This is a genomic window from Ruminococcus sp. YE71 (assembly GCF_900119155.1).
In the GTDB taxonomy this organism is placed as follows: domain Bacteria; phylum Bacillota; class Clostridia; order Oscillospirales; family Ruminococcaceae; genus YE71.
This window is the reverse complement of record NZ_FPIR01000008.1, coordinates 50,148-69,450: the sequence shown is the minus strand read 5'-3', so window position 1 is coordinate 69,450 and position 19,303 is coordinate 50,148. Positions and strand designations below refer to the sequence as shown.

The window sequence follows — 19,303 nt, the reverse complement described above, 5'->3', positions numbered from 1 at the left end:
AATTACTTATTGGCACAACGATGTACCTATATGCAATTATAGCACTAACAAGTACAAATGTCAATACCTAAAAGGACAAAATATTGAAAATAGGTAGACAAATGAACTAATATGTGTTATAGTATTCTAAACGGAGGTATACTAATATGTACAAGAACAATCTTTATAATATCAGAGTATCAAAGGGCTTAACTCAGAAAGACTTTGCCGAAGAGCTCGGAATGAATCCGAGTTTATATTCTCGCTATGAGCGAGGGGAAACGAACATGAGCCTTGAGGTAGCCAAGAGCATAGCCGACTACTGCGATATTTCTTTGGACTATCTCGCAGGACGTGAAGAGCCAGACTTCGATAAAATTGGCGAAGGGCTTGAAACAATCAGAAACAGAGAGGAAATGAGGAACGGTTCTTCTAATCAGCCAAGCATGAAAGAGATTATTGAAGATTGGATGGACAATAAGTTAGAGCCTATCACCGAACGGCTTGAATCCATCGAAAAGAAGCTCGGCAGCACTCAGACCGACAGCCAGAGCGAGGAATGATTTTCCCTTTTGGGCTATGGCATTATATCGAAAAAACAAACTCCTATCAAGGGGCATCTAAAAATACTTTGTGAATTTTTGCAGGAGTATTTCGAGCAAAGCGCGACGGAGTACGAGTGCAAAATTTCACAAACTATTTTCAGACACTCCCCTTGACAGGAGTTTGTTTTCTCGATGTGTGGCAACTAAGCCCAAAAAGGAAAAAAAGTGCTTGCTGCTGCGTGTCGGTTCATGTGACCTTTTCATGCTGCCGAGGTGCAGCAAGGGAGACTTTCTTCAATGGTAATAATCTACCAGTTCGGCGGTCTTAACTTTTATTTAGTGCAATGGATTGTCAATAATATCCAATCTTAATTAAAAAAATCAAGATCAATATCTTTAACAGAGCAATAGAAAGAAACACCCTCATCATCACTACAAGCATTGCAACAGTCAGGGCAATTAGGATAACAATAACAAGCAGTAATATCATCCGTTTGTTTGTTGCGATATTTACAATCAGAAAAATTGCAGTGATTGCAATCAGGTACAAAATATTGACAATTAAGCAAAATAATCACCTCCCTTTATTTCCGATTTAAGCTATTCCCCAGTCAGACATAGACTTGACAGTCTGAGCACCAGTATAGGGACGTATGTAACCGCCGAGCTTACGTTTGTAGACAAGCATATTGTCATAACTGCCCATCATAACGCCTCGGGAGTGATAAAGCACGAAAGTTCCGAGACGATCTCGACGAGGAACACGCCGAAACTTGAAACGCCGAATCTTCATTCTATGCTCGAAGAAGTCACAATCGAGCCGAGGACGGTTAAGCAAAATAATCACCTCCCTTTATTTCCTCTCTTGACATAATCAAAATTTCGTGTTATAATCAAGGGGAACTCAGGCGGAGGAATCCCCTTGTGTTTTGTGTATGTAGTCGGTGTTTGGTTTAGCAGTCAGCACCGACTATTTTGTTATCCGAGAACACCGTAAAAAAGCCACCTATATTCATTACGAATAAAGGTGGCTTTTGAATATTTTTACATTTATATGATCAGCTTATCGCTCTCCCAGCTGCCAAAATGTACACGGCATCTGCCGCCCGAAACGCGGACATCTCTTTCATCCGCTACCGCGCAGACGCGCATTTCCGTGGACATCTCGGCTGAGAAATCCACATCCGTGAGAAACACTTTTGTGTTGCCATTTGCACTGCCGAATACCATCGCTTTTGAACCGTCGCCCTTGATCTTAACACCCGAGCGTGCGATGGTTATTTCCGAACCGTTTATCAGAGAACCCATCGCAGTCAGCGCGTCCGCACTTCCGACCAGATTGATGTTCACGCTTTCGGCATGGATCTTCGACATCTCACCGTGCAGAGATCCTATCCCCACCGAGAGCTGGCTTTCGGTATGGCATTTGATGCTGGAGTATATCATGTGTATCTCCGCGTTTCCGCTGACCGAACCCATCGCGATACTGTACGCGCCTGTCGCAACAACGTCAAGATCACAGCCGAGAATACTGATGTTTGCGGGGCCTTCCGAGGCACCGATGCCGATGCTCATCGCACCCATCGACCTTATCACATAGCGTCCCCTGCGGATGTTGATGTTTCCGCCGAGGCCTGAACCTATGCACACGCCCGAATGGCTCTCCGCACTGATGATGATGCTTCCGTCCTGGTCGAATGTGATGTCGCCGTGGGCACTCTTGAGGTCGTTTCCGATACCGTAATAGTCCGAACTGCCGAGGTCAATGGTCAGACTTCCCTTTCCTTCAAAGGTCAGTTTGGACGAGGGTGGCACTCTTATGCCCGAATTCGCCAGCTTGTTGTCCCCTATGAGCATCAGAGTCACATCGCAGTTATCGCCGATGTCTATGCTCGGACGCTCGACCTGATTTGAAAGGTGTGCATTTTCCAGAGTGATAATGCCTTTGAAGCCCTCCGCGACCTCGATATGTACGCCCGTGTACAGCTGCGGTTCGCCGATAACGGTCGCAGTGCCTTCCGACGACTCGGTGCCGATCAGTATCTTGCTGTAATCGGATCTCTGAAGCCTTCCGAGTGAGATTATCTCGCCGTTGGGTGACTGGTACACCCTCATTCTCTGACCGTCTTTTCTCTCCAGCTGATGCGCCTTTATCTCCGACTTTATCTCGTAAGGCAGCGACCTCATCACCTCGGACGAAGGTCTTGCCGTATAGAATCCCTGTATAAGGTCGATTCCCATGAGTATCAGCGTTCTGAGTTCGTCGGAGTTTTCGACGCCCTCTGCAAGCGCCATGATGCTGTTTCCGTGGCAGAAGTCGATTATCTCACGGACAAGATGCCGCTTGTTCGGGTTGTCCTGGATGCCGCTTATGAGCGAACGGTCGATCTTGACATAGTCAGGTCTGTATCTCAGCAGGTTTGAAATGTTAGAGTAGCCTGTCCCGAAGTCGTCGATGGCTATCGGTATACCAATGTCGTGGAACCGTTCCTTGATCTTTTCGAGCTTGTCGTCAACGAACTCGGAGTTCTCGATCATTTCCACCACGATATGATCCGCGTGTTTTTCAAGCTGTTTGTATATGAGGGGGATCTTCTCGGGATCGACCTTGACGTTCGGCATCGAATTGATGAACACCTTTCGCCCCTCGAACAGATCGGGATGTTCGTCGATATACCTCGTCACGTTCATGAAGGTATACTGTTCGACATCGCCAAGTCTGTGGGACAGCTCGGCGTATTTCAGGATGTGGAAAGGCGTTATTCCTGGCATCCCCTCGGCGCGCATGAGCGCTTCGTATGAGTATATCTCGCCGTTGTCCGTGCGGACGATGGGCTGGAAATGGTAGGTGAACATATTGTAATCGAGAAGCCGCTGCACGAGGGCTCTCTCGTTCTTCTCGGTCTCGGAAAGCTCGATGAGCATCGACTTCTCTTCTGCCGCCTGCTTTTCTCTCGCGGAGATAAGCTCATAGGCGACCGAGACCGCGGCATTTCTCAGCCTGATAGATTCAGGGGTGTTCTCGGCGTCGGCTGACAGCTTTTCTTCCGCTTCTTTCAGATCATTTAACGTGTGAAGCGTCAGAACTTTTTCTAAAAATTCAGCTATGATATTTTCGTTCATAGGTCGGTACCTCCGTTCGGGTGGATCGTTGACGAGTTATTTGTGCTCTTCGATCATTGTGAACAGCTGGTCATCGGGGATGGGCTTTGCGTAGTAGTAGCCCTGAAAACTGTGTACGCTGTAATTCTGCAAGATATCTCTCATGCCTGCTGTTTCGATGCCTTCGATGCAGACCTTCGCCCCGAAGGTCGAAGCCACACCTGCAAAGGACTTGATAAGCTCGCGCTCCTTCTCGTCCTCTTCTATCCTGTTGACAAAACTGCGGTCTATCTTGATTATATCGAACGGCAGGTTCTTCACGATGCCGACGGATGAGAAGCCCGTGCCGAAGTCGTCAAGCGCGATGAGCACTCCCCTGCCCCGCAGGTTCGTCACCGCATTTTTGAGCAGTTCCATGTTCAGCAGACGGCAGCGTTCGGTTATCTCAAGGCAGAGATGTTCGTTCGGGAAATCCGTTTCTTTAAGTATATCAAGCACCATATCGACAAAATTGTGCTTTTCGAGCTGTGTATAGGACAGATTCACGTTCATTATGAATTCGGGGTCCTTCTCCAGAATTTTTTTCGCGGTCATGAGCGCCGTGCGCAATATCCACTCGCCAAGTTCGGGGAAGAGCGGGTCTTTTTCGAGCAGAGGGATAAAATGGTCGGGAGCGACTGTTCCGTATTCATCGCTGCGCCATCTGAGGAGCGCTTCCGCACCGATGACCTTTTCGGTTTTTGCATCGACAACGGGCTGATACAGCAGATAGAACCCCTCATACCCCTGAGTTATCGAGGCTCTGATGGCGTGGAGCTTTTCTATCCTGTGCTTGTTCTCGTCGTTCAGGTCGTTGTAGAACTCAACGAGGTCACCGTGTCTGCGCGTTTTTGACTCGCCGAAAGCGAAATTCAGGCAGGCGTAGACGGTCTGATGGTCCACCGCGAAGTTATCGACGCTGAGCATTCCTGCATTCAGTTCGAGCATGACGTGCTTGCCGTTGATGTCGATACCCTCGCGGTAATGTGCGCGGAGCTGTTCATAGCGTGTGGCTATCTCCTCTTTCGACAGAGTCGTTATTACGGCAAATCTTGTGCCGTCGAGACGGTATACGCTGCCCGTGTTGTTCACATGGTCGAACAGGTATCTGCCGAACTTCTGCAATACAAGGTTTCCGAACTGGTAGCCGAACACCTCATTTATCTCGGAGAATTTTCCGATGCCCGTAAGCACCAGCTTCATCTCGATATTTCTGATAAGGTTGCTGCGGATATCATCGAAGAAGCCGTACTGGTTCCTGAGCCCTGTGAGGGTGTCGGTATATCCCTGAATACCGTGGTTTCTGATGATGCCGCCGAAGTAGTCGGGTTCACCGTTGTGGTCGTAGAGGACTATTCCCCTGCAAGTGCACACGACATACTTCCCGTTTGCCTTCATCGCACGGTACTGCATATCGTGCCCCTTCGACTTGCCCGAAAAGAGGTCTGCTATGCTCGCCCTGTAAGATTCCTTGTCCTCGGGGTGGATGTGTTTCTCCCAGATATCACCCGCACCGAACATATAGTTCGAGGGCAGACCGAAGGTGTCCACCGCGGACTTTGACCATCGGGAATAGTCGTACTTCATATCGCAGAAGTAGATATACGTGCCCTCCGCGATTATCGAGAATGCCTGATACAGCGCGTCGAGCTGGTGTTTTCTCTGCTGGGGGATATAAATTTCCTTGCTGTCGGCGGAATACGACTCGGAAAGGGTCTGTTTTTCCTTGAGCCGTACTTTGTTCTCGTACATCTTTGCGTCGGCGCGTTCAAATACATCGGATATCTTCGTGTCCGTATCGGGATCGAACTCTGATATGCCTGCCGCAACTATCGGTCCCTGCTTCTTCCGTATATTCTCCCCGACCTGAGCGCTCAGATCGGTCATAAGGTCTTCCCTGAGCGAATAATCTTTTCCACGCAGGAATACAACGAACTCGTCTCCGCCTATCCTGTAAACAGGACTGTGAGAGAAAATATCGCATATCATCTTGCAGGCCGAGCAGATGTATTCGTCACCCTTTTTGTGTCCGAGGGTGTCGTTTATATGTTTCAGACCGTTGATGTCGCAGACTGCCACCGCGAAGGGGTCACAGCCGTTTTTGCTCGATATGCTGTTCTGAACGGTCTTTTCAAGCTCTCTGTAGGCGTTCTTGTTCTTCGTTCCCGTCAGTTCGTCGCGCAGAGCGAGCTGTGAAGCGTGGTCGAGGGCTTCCTGCTGTGCCATCTTCTTGCGAACCTCAGCGTCGATATTCTCAACGCCGATGATAAAGTGCGCACTGTCGCCCGACCACATGATGGTCATGCGAGTGTACTGTGTCGAACCGTCAACTATCAGCCTGTAGTCCAGACTGAACTGCTTTTTGTCTTCAAGTGCGGAAATGAGATAATCACGGCTGAGGACGGACAGCACGCTGTTCAGGTCGTCGGGGTGTACAAGCGACCTCGCATATCTGTGAGACTCATAGAAGAAATCCTTGCCGTCCTCCTGAAACTCGAACGAACCGTAGATGGATTTTGCCGTGAACTCCTGATAGTTCCTTGTCTTCATATCCACGTAGTAGATAACGTCGTAGTGGGAGGCAAGGCTCTGTGCTATCTGACCGTAAGTTATGCTTTTTCTGCGGCTCTCGTTCAGCTCCTCGATCGCCGAGATCTCGGAGTTGATGTTCTCGATACATATGATAAGATGCTTTTTATCGTTGGTGAGAATGTGTGAACAGCGTATGTGCATGACTTCCCCGTCAACGAGCAGGCGGTATGAGTCGGTAAACAGCCTGTTGACCGACAAATTCTGCAATATGGTTTCTTTCTTGTATATCTCAAGCACCTTCTCAAGGTCGTCGGGATATACGCATCTGCGCAGATTTTTTTCGCTTTCTGTAAAAAAGTCATCTCCCGTGACGGGGATATTCAGCTTCTTGTAAGTGTCGGTGGATGAGTATTCAAAGTAGCTGTTCGTTTCGAGGTCAACATAATAGAGCGTATCGTAATGTTCCGCAAGGCTTCCTGCTATCTGGTCGAAGATCTCGCGCTCGTTCTGCAAGCGCTCTGCTTCGAGCTTTTCGCGGTATTCGGTGTCGATGTTGATGACGCCGAATATGAAGTAGTCGCTTTCATCGGACATCCCGCGGATAAGGCGGAGCGTATGGTAAACGGGCTTTCCGTCGATCATCAGACGATAGATGATGTTATGCATATCGCCCTTGCCGATCTTTTCGAGAAGTTTGTCTTTCTGTATATCATGCTGAAAGATGTGCTTGTCGTCCTCGTAGATGACCTTTTCGGAATCGGTGATGAGATCCTTGAAAAAGTCACTGCCATGCTGTTCGAGATGCAGCGAGTGGAACTCGGGATCGGCAGAATACCACTGATATTCATTAGTGACAGCATTGACATAGTAAACGCTCGTATAATCAACAAGCAATGCCTCAGCTATTTTTTTGAATATAATATCGTTTTCTAACATATTTATTCCTCCGACGAGTAAAAATGCTGTCTCTAAGTAAAAATCTATACATACTCTATTATAACATTTTTAGCAAGTATTTGTCAATCACTAACGGCATCCAACAATTACTTTTGTGCATATTGACGTTAACGTTGAGAAAATTTCAGTAACAAATACATATTTGATTATTCAAAATTATTCAATATTTTAAGTTTATACACAAAAATTCATATTTATTTATTGATGAAATTGTGAAAAAATGTTGACTACGCGAGAGAAAAATGGTATAATATATACAGACCTGTTGTCGGGTCACTATTCTATAGAATTTTCGGCGCATCTGCCCGATGCTGATTGTATATCGCTCGGCGCGCCTTATCATAAACAGGAGGATAATTATGAAATTTAATACCTATGGAAACAAACGTCACCCTATCGTCATCATGCTCACCAGTTCTTTCTGTTCGGCTGAGTCACTTGAATATCTTTACAGCGATCTTGCACAAGACTATTTCGTTATCGTGCCTGAATACAACGGACACTATGAGGGCAGCAAGGACTTCACCAACAGAAAGAGAGAGTCTGCTGAGATAGTGCAGTACCTTGACGAGAACCGCATCAGCGACATCTGCCTTATCTATGGTCAGTCGATGGGCGCTGAGATAGGTATGGAGCTCATCTATCAGCTGCTCAAGCACAGGATAGAGGTCGAGAGCGCTTTCTTTGACGGCGGTACTTTCTTAAAGCAGCCGAAGCTCTATAAGGCTGTCATGAACTTCAAGCAGAAGTCCATGATAAACAAGATGCGCAATCAGAGCGTTGATGAGGTAGTCAACTGGAAGTCGGTAGATCAGTTCTCGAAGGGTGATACCGAGACTATGCGTCCAATCATCGAATCGATGGTAAAGACTGCGCCGATAATCTCGGAGAACAGCATCAAGAACGAGACAGAGGCTCGCTATACCTTCAACTTCCCGCCCCTGCCCGAACAGGTCCAGGAGAATATCTTCTTCGTTTATTCCGACGAGGAAAAGACCTTCAAATCCTGCTTCCGCCATCTTATCGAGGCATACCCTGCCGCGAATTTCAAGACTATTTCGGGCTACGGTCACCTGACATATTCTGTTGAAAAGACAGACGATTATCTCAGGGTAATCAGAGCCATCTGCACAAGAAATCAGGACTAACATGGCAAAAGCTGTCTGCGTTTTCTGCGGACAGCTTTTGTAGAATAGGTACATTTTTATGTCAATTGCGAAACGGAGGTAGCTATATGAAAACACTGGTTGCGTATTTTTCGGCAAGCGGCAACACGGCAAGGCTTGCTAAAACACTCGCGGATGCGGCAGGTGCGGACATCTGCGAGATACGTCCCGCAGTCCCCTACACTGCCGAGGACCTTAACTGGCAGAACAAGGAGTCGAGGTCGAGTATCGAGATGAGAGACCGCAGCTCGCGTCCCGAGATACAGAAGATAGACGTCGAACTTGCAGACTATGATACCGTCTTCCTCGGGTTCCCGATATGGTGGTATGTTGCGCCGACTATCATCAACACTTTCCTTGAAAGCGGAGATTTTTCGGGTAAGCGCATAATACTGTTCGCGACTTCGGGCAGCAGCGGTTTCGGAAAGGCTGCCGAGAGTTTACAGCCAAGCGCACCCGATGCTGAGATAATCGAGGGCAGAGTCAATCCGACCGTCAACGATATCAAGGTCATAGCCGCTATGTAAGGAGGGAGCGTTATGGGAAAAGCAATAGTTGCGTATTTTTCGGCTGAGGGCACGACTGCCAAGGTCGCGAAAAACCTCGCGAGACAGGCAGGGCTTGAGACCTTTGAGATAGTCCCTGCCGAGCCGTATTCGGCAGCCGATATCAATTGGAAAAATCCGCTCGCACGCTGCAACAAGGAGAAGATAGGCAAGAAGGATGTTCCCGTGAGAGATACTCTTGAGGGTTTTGACGGGTACGATACCGTCTTTCTGGGCTTCCCTATCTGGTATTACGGTGCTCCGAACATTATCTCGACTTTTGTGAAGCAGTACGACTGGACGGGCAAACGGGTCGCGCTGTTTGCGACTTCGGGCGGCAGTGACATCGGTAAGACCGAGGAAAAGCTCTCGCCGAGTTTCAACGGCAAGGGCAGTATCGTTGCCGCAAAGCTGTTCACGGGTTCGGTCACGAAGGATGACCTGAAACAGTGGGCTGAGGGGATATTAGAGTAACAGTTCTGCTGCGGCTGCGAAAGCTATCACCGCCGCGGAAGCAGGCGTTAATCCGAATGAGAATACAGCCGCCGTAAGCAGGATAACTGTTGCGGCGGCTGCCGTTTTTCTTGGACGGGTGCCGAACAGGGCGAGTATCCGTCCGCCGTCGAGGGATGAGAACGGCAGCAGATTCACGGCGGCGAGGGAAAGGTTCGTCAGGGCGAGGTCTTTTGCACCGACGGACGCGGATATTGCCGCAAGCAGAAGGTTCACCGCACAGCCCGCCGAGAGTATCACTATCTCCGCCGTGCGGCTGCACAGCTTGTCGAAGGAGGGGGTCAGCCTGAAACCGCCTGCGTAGAGGGTAAGCCGTTCGGGGGGACAGCCGAAGGCGAACATTGCGGCCAGATGGCCTATTTCGTGAAGGAGGCAGCACAGGATCGCTGCCGACAGACCGAGGGAATCTTTTCCCGAGGTGTAAAAGTATAGCATGACAGCGGCAAAGAACCCGAAGCAGACGCGTATCCTTATGCCGAAAAGATCAAATTGAAGCATAGTATCACCGATATATTCTATGCGGCAGGGCATGAAAAAAGGACGGCAGTTACGCCGTCCTTATGTATTATTCCTGCGGTTCTTTTTTTATCCTGAATATCAGCCGCAAAACGGGTGCTATCAGTTTCGGGCTTTTAACAACAACTACTTTCATATGAAAGACCTCCTGTCTGATTAAGGCTGTATTTCATAATATGCGAAAGTATCGGCAGTTGTCACAGTCTGCTCTGAACGATGAGCAGCCAGCCCTCGTCGAAGGAGATCTCGGCATAGTCGTCGAGTATCTCGTTTGAAATGCCTATGGGGAAAATCTCGGCTATCGTGCCGTCTTCGAGGGGATATTTCACGCCCTTGATGGTCAGTCCGTGGACTTCGCTACTGTAGGCAAACAGCGAGAGTGAGAACCGCTCTCGCTTCGGGATGCGGAAGGTGCCTGCTGTTACGAGCATGATGTTCTCGTAGTTAGTCACTATCCTGCCCCATGCGCCGACACTGCGGATAAAGGCGAGCGTCTGAATGTTTGCGAATGTGTGGTCGAACCTGCCGCCCATCGCACCTGTGATGGTGATGTCGGTGTATCCTCTTGCAAGGGCTTCGCGCACCGCGAGCATGAGGTCGGTGTCGTCCTTCTCCTTCGGGAAAGTGAGCTGTTCGCAGTCCTTCGGGACGTATTTTAGGGAGTCGAAATCACCGATGGCGAGGTCGGGCATGATGCCGAGCTTGCGGCAGTTTTTGTACCCTCTGTCGGCGGCGATGATAAATGCGCCCTCGGTCTCAAGTCCGTCGGGTATCTTTGGTTCGGGCTTTCCGCCCGTAAAGATTATACAGGGTTTCATGATGTGCTCCTATTGCTTGTTGCGGTATTCCCATTCTTTGAGCTGCTTTGCCTGTTCGTACATTTCGAGGTAGCTGCGGTGTCTCGACTCGGCTATCCTGCCTGCCTTTACCGCCTCGATTACTGCACAGCCCTTTTCGGAAGTGTGGCTGCAATCGGGGAATCGGCATTCATCGGAAAACTCTGCGAACTCTCTGAAACAGTCCGCAAGGTCGTCCTTGAAAATGATGTCATAGCGGTTGGTGTCGAAGCTGGAAAAGCCGGGTGTATCGGCGATATAGCCCCCAGACGGCATCCTGAACAGTTCGACGTGACGGGTGGTGTGTTTACCTCTGCCGAGCTTGCGGCTTATCTCGTTGGTCGAAAGGCACAGTTCGGGGAACATATTGTTCATGAGCGAGGATTTTCCCACGCCCGTATTGCCTGTGAAAGCGCACAGCTTGCCTGCGATATGCTCCCTGACCTCCGCGCTGCCCTCGCCTGTGGTATTGTCGGCGGTAAACACTGTGATTCCCGCGCCCTTGTAGATCTTCTCGATATCCTCACTGCTGCCCTTGTCGGTCTTTGTGATGACAACGGCAGGTTCGATGTGCTTGTACTCGCATATGGCGATGAACTTGTCTATCAGCGTGAGGTTCGGCGACGGTTCTGCGACAGAAGTCACGAACAGCAGCATATCAAGGTTAGCGAGGGGCGGACGTATCAGCTCATTTTTGCGTTCACCGATATTGTCGATAACGCAGGAGCCGTCCTTCTCGCGTGAAAATTCGGCGTTGTCGCCGCAGACGGGCGATATCCCTCTTTTGCGGAAAATGCCCCTTGCTTTACATTCATATATGCCATCGGAGGCTTCTACGGTGTAGAGGCCTCCGATAGCTTTGATTATCAGTCCGTTCATCTGTCAGAATCCGCCGTAGTCGGTGCTGTCAGTCGATTCAGTACCGGGCTGGCTCTCAGTGGGAGCCGATGTGGTAGGCTCACTGCTCGAATCGGGGATAGTGGGATCGGGCAGCGACTGTTCTGTAGCCGAAGTATCGGCAGGAGTCGAAGCGGGAGTGATCTTCAGCAGGTCGGACTCGTTGAGAGTGCCGTTGAGCTTGATCTCTTCCTTATCGTAGTCGATGTCGTAGGTCGCGTAGCGGATATAGTTCTCAGCGCCAAGATCGTTCGACTTGATATAGACAACGAGGGTCTCGGTCTTCTTGCCCTGGATCTCGATAGCTACGGTACCGCCTGCAACAGCTTCACCGTTGTTGATGGTCTTGGTATAAGCAACGCTGCCGTCGCGGTAAACGTCGATGGTGTACGAACCTCTGATTCCCTGAGGCATCGGGATCTTCATAGTCAGCGGGATAGGATCGGTCTCACCTGTGGAGATGTAGATGATAACTGTAGTACCCTTATCCTGGTAGGTGTCAGCCTTGATGGACTGTTCAACGACCTTGCCCTTATCGCCGTCGTGCTTGATCTCTTCGATCTCGTAGCCGAGCTTGGACTCCTTGAGGGTCGCGATAGCCTTAGCCTGAGTAAGTCCGATAACGTTCGGTACCTTTACCTGAGTCTCAAGAGGACCCTGAGAAACGAAGTACTGAACTTCCTTGCCCTCGGGGTATTCCGTACCTGCGGACGGTTCGGTCTTAACGACAGTACCCTTAGCGATGTTGTCGTCATAAACTTCACGGGCAAGAGGGATGAAGCCTGCGCTTGCGAGCTCGCTTCGTGCGATCTCGGCGTCCTTATTCACCATGTTGGGGATGGTGATGAGCCTCTGACCCTTTGAAACGGTGACCTTCAGCTTGTAGCCTTCCTTAACGGTCTTACCTGTCTGTTCCTGACTGAGGATTATGCCCTCTTCGTACTCGTTGTTGTATTCCTCGGTCTTAACGAATGTGAGCTTATCCTTATACTGCTGTTCGACCTGAACGATGTTCTTGCCGACGAAGTTCGGGATCTCGATGCTTCCCGAGTGGGTAGCTCCGGGGCCGAAGTTTGCGATAGCGTAGTAAGCGATGACCAGCGATGCGATAACAACGACCGCTACAGTAACGGCAAACATGATCGGCAGAACGTAGCTTCTTTTCGGGACTGCCTCTTCGTAATACTCGTCGTCGTAGTACTCCTCGTCATTCTCGCCGTAGTCGTTGTATTCCTCGGGGTACTGTTCGTCGTAATTCTCTTCGGGGTAATCATCCTGCGAATTGTCTGCGAGAGGATTGTAGAAACGGGTATCGCCGTCAGACTCGGGCTCGAAATTCGGGTCGGTGTAGCCGAACACAACAGTCGGGTCGAGCTTGAAGGTGTCGATATCGTTGATCATCTGAGCTGCGCTCTGATATCTTCTTGCGGGGTCTTTCTCCATCGCGTGGTGGATGATCTCTTCGAGTGCCTCGGGGATGGTAGACATTATCTCGCGGGGCGGAACGCAGGTATCGTTCATATGCTTGAGGGCGATAGCCACGGGCGTGTCAGCGTCGTAGGGCTTCTTGCCTGTCACCATCTCGTAGAGCATGATGCCCACCGAGTAGATGTCGCTGCGTTCGTCGGTTATCTCTCCCCTTGCCTGCTCGGGCGAAATGTAGTGTACCGAGCCGACGGTCTTATCCGAGAGGGTCTTGCCGTCGGTGCGCGAGAATCTTGCGATACCGAAGTCCATGACCTTTATCGTGCCGTCTTCAAGCATCATGATGTTCTGCGGCTTGATGTCGCGGTGAACGATGCCCTTGTCGTGCGCACTCTGCAAAGCCCTGAGTATCTGCGTCATGAAGAACAGTGCGTCCTTCCAGCGCAGCACGCCCTGCTGTTCGATAAAGTCTTTGAGAGTGATGCCGTCGATGTATTCCATGACGATGAACTTGATGTCATCTTCAAGACCTACATCGAAGATCTTAACGATATTCGGGTGATTGAGCACCGCGATAGCTTTGCTCTCATTTCTGAACCTTCTGAGGAAATCGGCGTTCTCAGAGAACTCATCCTTAAGGATCTTGACTGCAACGATACGGTCACTTTCCAGATCGTTGGCTTTGTAGACATCTGCCATGCCTCCCGAGCCGATCTGTTCGGTGATCTCATACCGATCGTCAAGTCTTGTGCCGATATAATCCATAATGCACTTCAACTCCTGTTAATTAGAATGTTTTGGTTGTCTCACTCAGTTTGCTATGACCGCAGCGGAGATATTATCCTTGCCGCCGCAGGCATTGCTGTAATCTATCAGGTCAGATACGCCCTTGTCAAGATTTTTATTGAACATACTTTCGTAAATGACCTGTGGGTGACAATAGTTATATAAACCGTCCGTACAGAGGAAGACCGCGAAATTTCCCGTTTCCTCAAGTTCAAAATAATCGGGTTCAACGGTGCTGTCAACACCTATCGCCCTTGTGATTATATTTTTCATACGGTGGTTTATCATTTCCTCGTAGGTGATCTCGCCGTGCTTGTAAAGTACCTGAACGTAGGTGTGATCCTCGGTTATCTGAGTTACTCCCTGATCGTTCATGAGGTAAGCGCGGCTGTCGCCTATGTTGATGATATGAGCGCGTTTCCCGACAACGAGAGCGGCGACACAGGTAGTACCCATACCGTTTTTCTCGATATCCTCACGGCTCTTGTTATAAACAATAGTGTTTGCCGCTGACACAGCGGTCTTGAGAAGGTTCTCGATGCTCGACGGTTTCATGTTCTCATTGAACCCTTCGGTGACGCGGCGGTATATCTCGGAAGCGGCAAGTTCGCTCGCCACTGAGCCCGAAGCTGCTCCGCCCATTCCGTCGCATACGACTGCGAGAGCCGCGTTCTCGGTTATGAACCCCGCACAGATCTTATCCTGATTTTCGTGCCTTTCCTTGCCCATATCCGAATTGTATGACAGATACATTTACCGATCACCGTCCCGTCTCTTCATCTGATACCTGTGATGCCTCCGCTTCCCTTCTCAGCTGTCCGCAGGCAGCTTCGATATCGGCACCGAGCGTTCGTCTGACGGTAGCGTTTATGCCGAACCCGTCGAGATATTCTCGGAATCTCTGCGCCGACTTTCTGTCGGAGGTGTACCCCCGTTCTTTGATCTTGTTCACGGGGATTATATTGACATGGCATATCTGACCCGAAAGCAGATCCGCAAGTTTCTTTGCGTCTTCCTTTGAATCATTATGGCCGTTTATCAATGCGTATTCAAAGCTGATGCGTCTGCCCGTCTTTGCGAAGTAGCTTCGGCAGGCTTCCATCAGTTCGTTGATATCGTACCGATCGTTTATCGGCATGACAGCGCTCCTGCTCTCATTATCGGGTGCGTGCAGCGAGATCGACAGTGTGATGCCGAGCCCGAGCTCTGCAAGCTCGTATATCCTCGGCACGATACCGCAGGTCGAGACCGAAACGTGTCTCAGCGACATCCCGAACCCTTCGGGGTCGGAGAGCAGCCGCAGGAACTGTATCACGTTATCGTAGTTGTCGAGCGGTTCACCGATACCCATCAGCACGACTCCCGAGATCTTGCGTCCGCTGTCGCGCTGGGCGGTGTAGATCTGTGAGAGTATCTCACTCGGGGCGAGGTCGCGTTTGTAGCCCGCGATGGTGGAAGCGCAGAACCTGCATCCCATCTTGCAGCCCACCTGAGTGGACACGCAGATGGTGTTGCCGTAGCTGTATTCCATCACGACCGACTCGACGTGTTCCCCGTCTGAGAGCCTATATAAATATTTTACAGTATTATCTACCTTAGATTCAAGCCTTTTTTCTATAAATAGTGATTTTAAACAAAATATTTTTTCGAGCTTATCACGCAGTTGTGCAGATAGATTGGTCATTTCCGAAAAAGAAGCAGCCTGTTTGGCGTGCAGCCAGTCGTATATCTGATTCGCCCTGAACTTCTTTTCACCGAGGGCGAGAAGCTGCTCGGTAAGTTCGGGCTTGGTCAGGCTCAGGATGTCAATTTTTCCGTTGTCCGATATAACCAAATCGCTGCACCTCCCTGCACTTGTGTTATTTGTCGATGTGTTTTGAAATGTCTATGTTTTTTGCACGCTTCTGCGGTTTTTTGCGGCGGCGTTTCTTCCTTTTGAAAAAGTCGGCCGCATACAGATACATATCCCTGCCGAAAAACAGCAGAAGGTTCGCAAAACTCAATACTATCATGATCCTTGTGCCGAATGAACCGAAGATCAGCATAAGTATCAGAAATGCCGCGTCTGCCAAAGCTATCCACTTCATCTTGATGGGGATGAAAAAGAACAGCAGTATCCTATAGTCGGGGCAGACCATCGCAAAGGCTATCAGAAGGCTCATGTTCAGGAAACTGTTGGATGCCGTGCCTGTAATAAGTCCGCCGATGATGGCGCCGACAGTGCCGATCAGATAGTACACGTTGAATCTGAAACTTCCCCATCGGTTTTCGAGCGTAGTGCCGAAAAGCCAGCAGAAATAAAGCTCGAACGCAACAAATATCGGACTGACGTCAGGCGGGATGAAAATGAAGGTTATCAGCCTCCAGACCTGACCGTGCAGGATCAGTGACCTGTCGAAATTCAGGAAGCTCAGTATCGAGCCCTTGATATTCATGAGGACGGTCACGATCTGCGCCATATACAGCAGGAGCATCGTTCCGACTATGTACAGCATCAGACCTTTGACGGCGTATTTACCGTACTTTTTCTCAAGTCGGCGAAGCGTTGTGTCGAGCATGAAAACTTATCTCACCTTTCTGAATCTTGCGATAAAGAACCCGTCGGAATCGAAATACGCGGGCAGAACGGTGAGCATTTTCTCGCCGTCGAATTTTCCGAGGTCGTTCCAAAGCGGAGCAGGTTCAAAATCGGAATGTTCGCGCAGAAAACGCTGTACATTATCGCGGTTTTCCGCGTTCGAGACGGTGCAGGTCGAATAGACGAGGATACCGTCCTTCTTTACATATTTTGCCGAGGTAGAGAGTATCTCATACTGAACATCCGGCAATCCGTCAAAATCCGACAGATCTTTGTATTTTATCTCGGGCTTGCGCCTTATGACGCCGAGACCCGAACAGGGAACGTCGCAGAGAACTCTGTCTGCCTGTGGCATCTCCTCACTGAATATCTTGGCGTTGTTTGCCTTTGCCTCAACGATGTCGAGACCCTTCATCAGCGCACCCTCACGGATGAGTCTGACGCGGTTCTCGTGCAGGTCGCAGGCGATAAGCCTGCCGCTGTTCGCCATATCCTCTGCCAGCGTGAAAGTCTTGCCGCCGGGAGCCGCGCAGAGATCGAGCACGGTCATACCGGGTCGGGCATCGACAGCCTTGCAGCAGAGCCTGCTCGAAATATCCTGAACGTGGAAAAGCCCCTGTTTGTAGGCTTTTGTGTTCTCGGGCGAACCGCCGAACAGATCGAGACAGTCGCCGCAGACCTTGTTCACGGCGGCTCCGCAGCCCTCGCTTTCGAGCTGTTTTATCAGCTCTTCGGGGGTGATCCTGACGGTGTTGACCTTGATCGTGACAGGCGGTCTGCCGACCGACGACGCGAGCAAAGATTCGGTGTTCTTCTCGCCGAGTTCCGCTATCCATTTCTTTACAAGGGGCAGCGGACAGGAGTAGAGCATCGACATTTTCTCGGCAAATCCCTCGGGTTCGGGGATGCGTTTCCCGTCGCGGATGAACGCTCTGAGCAGACCGTTCACGTAGCCCTTGACGGCAGGATTCTTCCCGCCCGACGCAAGTTTCACCGCTTCGTTGACGGCCGCCGACTCGGGCACGCTGTCCATGAACAGCAGCTGATAAAGCGCCGTTCTGAGGATGCAGCGGACTTCAAGGCTGAGCTTGTCAGCGGGCTTTGACGAGTTCACTGCGATGAGCGAATCGAGGGTGAGCTTTCTTTCGAGCGTTCCGTAGAACAGCGCGGTGCAGAATTTCTTATCCTGCAAGTCCATTTTGCTGCGCTTGAAATGCTCGTCAAGCAAAATATTTGAATAAGCAGAGCCGCTTTCAATGCGGCACAACAGCTTCACAGCTGTTCTTCTTGGGTTTTCTTTATTGACGGGCATTTTTGCTCCTTGAATTACATACTTGACAGATGAAAATGTGGCGTCAAGCTGGCTGCTTGACATAATCGATTATAAAACCTTGCGCTATCACAAGAAAATATCGGCTGTGTAAATCACGATTACTTGATAGAAAATCATCCGAGTAAAGTTCCTGACTTTACAGGTTTTCCGTTCAGATATGCCTGAGAAGCCATCCTTTTTCCGCCTTCGGGCTGTATTTCCACAAAGCGGATCACGCCGTCCGAGCAGGCAACGTCGAACTTCTTCCCTCCGACAAATTCTCCCGGCTGTGCGTTTGGCTTTTCGGTGGATACTATCTCCGAGTGATAGACCTTGAGACGCTTTCCATCGAGGAAACAGAACGCCGCAGGCGATTCCGAGAGCGCGCATATCTGCTTGTGTACCTCAAAAACCGTCTTTGTGAAATCAATGGGACACATATCCTTGGTTATCATTGCGGCGTAGGTGGAAAGACTGTCGTCCTGCTTTTCGGGGGTCAGCTCTCCTTTTTCCGCTTTCTTCAGCACTTCCATTATCATATCGGCGCCGAGTGCCGCAAGCTGCTCGAACAGTTCCGAGGAAGTCTCGTTCTCGCCGATCTGCACGCTTTCTTTCAGCAGCATATCGCCTGTATCGAGCCCTTCACCCATCTGCATGACAGTCACGCCCGTTTCGGTCTTGCCGTCGTAGATTGCGCGTTGGATAGGCGCAGCACCTCTGTACTCGGGCAGCAGCGACGCATGGATATTGATGCAGCCGTATTTCGGCAGTTCGAGAACTTCCTTCGGCAGTATCTTACCGTAAGCCGCCACGACGATAACGTCGGGAGCAAGCTCACGAAGCGCGTTGACGTATTCCTCGGCTTCCTTTTTCAGGCTCTGAGGCTGATATACGGGTGTTCCGTGCTGCTCCGCAAGCACCTTCACAGGCGGCGGGATGAGTTTGTATCCCCTGCCCTTCGGCTTGTCAGGCTGCGTGAAGACCGCCTGAACTTCGATGTCGATGCCGTATGGTTCGGGATAGTAGAGGTTTCTCAGGGCTGCCACCGCGAAATCGGGAGTGCCCATGAAAACTACTTTCATTATTTATCCTCCTCGGATGATTCGGGTTCGAGCCATTCTTCGACAATGTCAACGAACAGCTTGCCCTCAAGGTGTTCGAGCTCGTGGCAGACTGCCTGCGCCAGCAGACCTTCGACATTATTGACTTCGTACCATTTGCCATGTCTGTCCTGCGCCTTGAAGCTGACCTTGAGCGGTCTCGTGGTCATGCCCCAGCGGTTCGGACAGGAAAGGCATCCCTCCTGCACGTACTGTGTCTCTTCGGAGCGGTAGGTTATCTCGGGATTGATGAGCTCGTAGATGCCGTGCTCGTCACCCACGTCGATGACAACTACCCTGCGCAGGAAGCTGACCTGCGGGCCCGCAAGACCTACACCGTCGGCTGCGTGCATTGTCTCAGCCATATCATCGAGCACCGTCCAGAGTCTCTCGTTGAATTCCGTTACGGGACGGCAGACCTTGCGAAGAATAGGGTCGCCCTCTTTAGTTATAGTTCTGATCGCCATAAGTTCCG

General features: G+C 50.3%; 16 protein-coding genes. 4 read left to right on the top strand and 12 right to left on the bottom strand.

The window, feature by feature from the left end; all coding sequences use genetic code 11:
- Positions 1-146: 146 nt before the first annotated feature.
- Positions 147-542 (top strand): helix-turn-helix domain-containing protein, encoded by a 396-nt coding sequence (locus tag BT142_RS09140; RefSeq protein ID WP_072417892.1) that lies wholly within the window; start codon positions 147-149, stop codon positions 540-542.
- Positions 543-1,574: 1,032 nt separating this feature from the next.
- Here BT142_RS09140 and BT142_RS09130 read toward each other — a convergent pair.
- Both BT142_RS09130 and BT142_RS18445 read right to left on the bottom strand, forming a co-directional pair.
- Positions 1,575-3,647 carry an EAL domain-containing protein gene (locus tag BT142_RS09130; RefSeq protein WP_072417890.1) on the bottom strand — a complete coding sequence of 691 codons (2,073 nt, stop codon included), beginning with the start codon at positions 3,645-3,647 and terminating at the stop codon, positions 1,575-1,577.
- A 36-nt stretch (positions 3,648-3,683) separates the two neighbouring features.
- A complete protein-coding gene (locus BT142_RS18445) occupies positions 3,684-7,133 on the bottom strand; it encodes an EAL domain-containing protein (RefSeq protein ID WP_084659409.1) in 3,450 nt (1,149 codons plus the stop codon).
- 380 nt (positions 7,134-7,513) lie between these two features.
- Between BT142_RS18445 and BT142_RS09115 the strand changes: the two genes are divergently transcribed.
- The 3 genes from BT142_RS09115 (at position 7,514) to BT142_RS09105 (ending at position 9,339) form a co-directional block, all read left to right on the top strand.
- Complete coding sequence (locus BT142_RS09115) at positions 7,514-8,302, top strand: alpha/beta fold hydrolase (RefSeq protein ID WP_072417889.1); 789 nt, start codon at positions 7,514-7,516, stop codon at positions 8,300-8,302.
- An 86-nt stretch (positions 8,303-8,388) separates the two neighbouring features.
- A complete protein-coding gene (locus BT142_RS09110) occupies positions 8,389-8,847 on the top strand; it encodes a flavodoxin (RefSeq protein ID WP_072417888.1) in 459 nt (152 codons plus the stop codon).
- Positions 8,848-8,859: 12 nt separating this feature from the next.
- Complete coding sequence (locus BT142_RS09105) at positions 8,860-9,339, top strand: flavodoxin (RefSeq protein WP_072417887.1); 480 nt, start codon at positions 8,860-8,862, stop codon at positions 9,337-9,339.
- Here the strand turns inward: BT142_RS09105 and BT142_RS09100 are convergent.
- The 10 genes from BT142_RS09100 to def form a co-directional block, all read right to left on the bottom strand.
- Positions 9,331-9,876: a site-2 protease family protein gene (locus BT142_RS09100; protein WP_072417987.1), complete on the bottom strand. Its 546-nt coding sequence runs from the start codon at positions 9,874-9,876 to the stop codon at positions 9,331-9,333. The genes BT142_RS09105 and BT142_RS09100 overlap by 9 nt on opposite strands.
- A gap of 215 nt (positions 9,877-10,091) precedes the next feature.
- A complete protein-coding gene (locus BT142_RS09095; RefSeq protein ID WP_084659407.1) occupies positions 10,092-10,712 on the bottom strand; it encodes a thiamine diphosphokinase in 621 nt (206 codons plus the stop codon).
- Positions 10,713-10,721: 9 nt separating this feature from the next.
- Complete coding sequence (gene rsgA / locus BT142_RS09090; RefSeq protein WP_072417885.1) at positions 10,722-11,609, bottom strand: ribosome small subunit-dependent GTPase A; 888 nt, start codon at positions 11,607-11,609, stop codon at positions 10,722-10,724.
- Positions 11,610-11,612: 3 nt separating this feature from the next.
- Positions 11,613-13,817 carry a Stk1 family PASTA domain-containing Ser/Thr kinase gene (gene pknB / locus BT142_RS09085; RefSeq protein ID WP_072417884.1) on the bottom strand — a complete coding sequence of 735 codons (2,205 nt, stop codon included), beginning with the start codon at positions 13,815-13,817 and terminating at the stop codon, positions 11,613-11,615.
- A 45-nt stretch (positions 13,818-13,862) separates the two neighbouring features.
- On the bottom strand, positions 13,863-14,567 hold the full coding sequence (locus BT142_RS09080; RefSeq protein ID WP_242940027.1) for a Stp1/IreP family PP2C-type Ser/Thr phosphatase: 705 nt from the start codon (positions 14,565-14,567) through the stop codon (positions 13,863-13,865).
- A gap of 31 nt (positions 14,568-14,598) precedes the next feature.
- Positions 14,599-15,672, bottom strand: a complete 1,074-nt coding sequence (gene rlmN, locus BT142_RS09075; protein WP_175444923.1) for a dual-specificity RNA methyltransferase RlmN — start codon at positions 15,670-15,672, stop codon at positions 14,599-14,601.
- A gap of 25 nt (positions 15,673-15,697) precedes the next feature.
- Entirely contained in the window at positions 15,698-16,396 is a 699-nt protein-coding gene (locus tag BT142_RS09070; RefSeq protein WP_072417882.1) for a rhomboid family intramembrane serine protease, read from the bottom strand.
- Between the two features lie 6 nt (positions 16,397-16,402).
- The gene (gene rsmB / locus BT142_RS09065) at positions 16,403-17,728 is read right to left on the bottom strand and encodes a 16S rRNA (cytosine(967)-C(5))-methyltransferase RsmB (RefSeq protein ID WP_072417881.1); all 1,326 of its coding nucleotides are present in this window, start codon (positions 17,726-17,728) and stop codon (positions 16,403-16,405) included.
- Between the two features lie 134 nt (positions 17,729-17,862).
- Entirely contained in the window at positions 17,863-18,810 is a 948-nt protein-coding gene (gene fmt, locus BT142_RS09060) for a methionyl-tRNA formyltransferase (RefSeq protein WP_175444924.1), read from the bottom strand.
- Positions 18,810-19,295 carry a peptide deformylase gene (gene def / locus BT142_RS09055; RefSeq protein ID WP_072417880.1) on the bottom strand — a complete coding sequence of 162 codons (486 nt, stop codon included), beginning with the start codon at positions 19,293-19,295 and terminating at the stop codon, positions 18,810-18,812. The genes fmt and def overlap by 1 nt, the downstream gene beginning before the upstream one ends.
- Positions 19,296-19,303 lie beyond the last annotated feature (8 nt).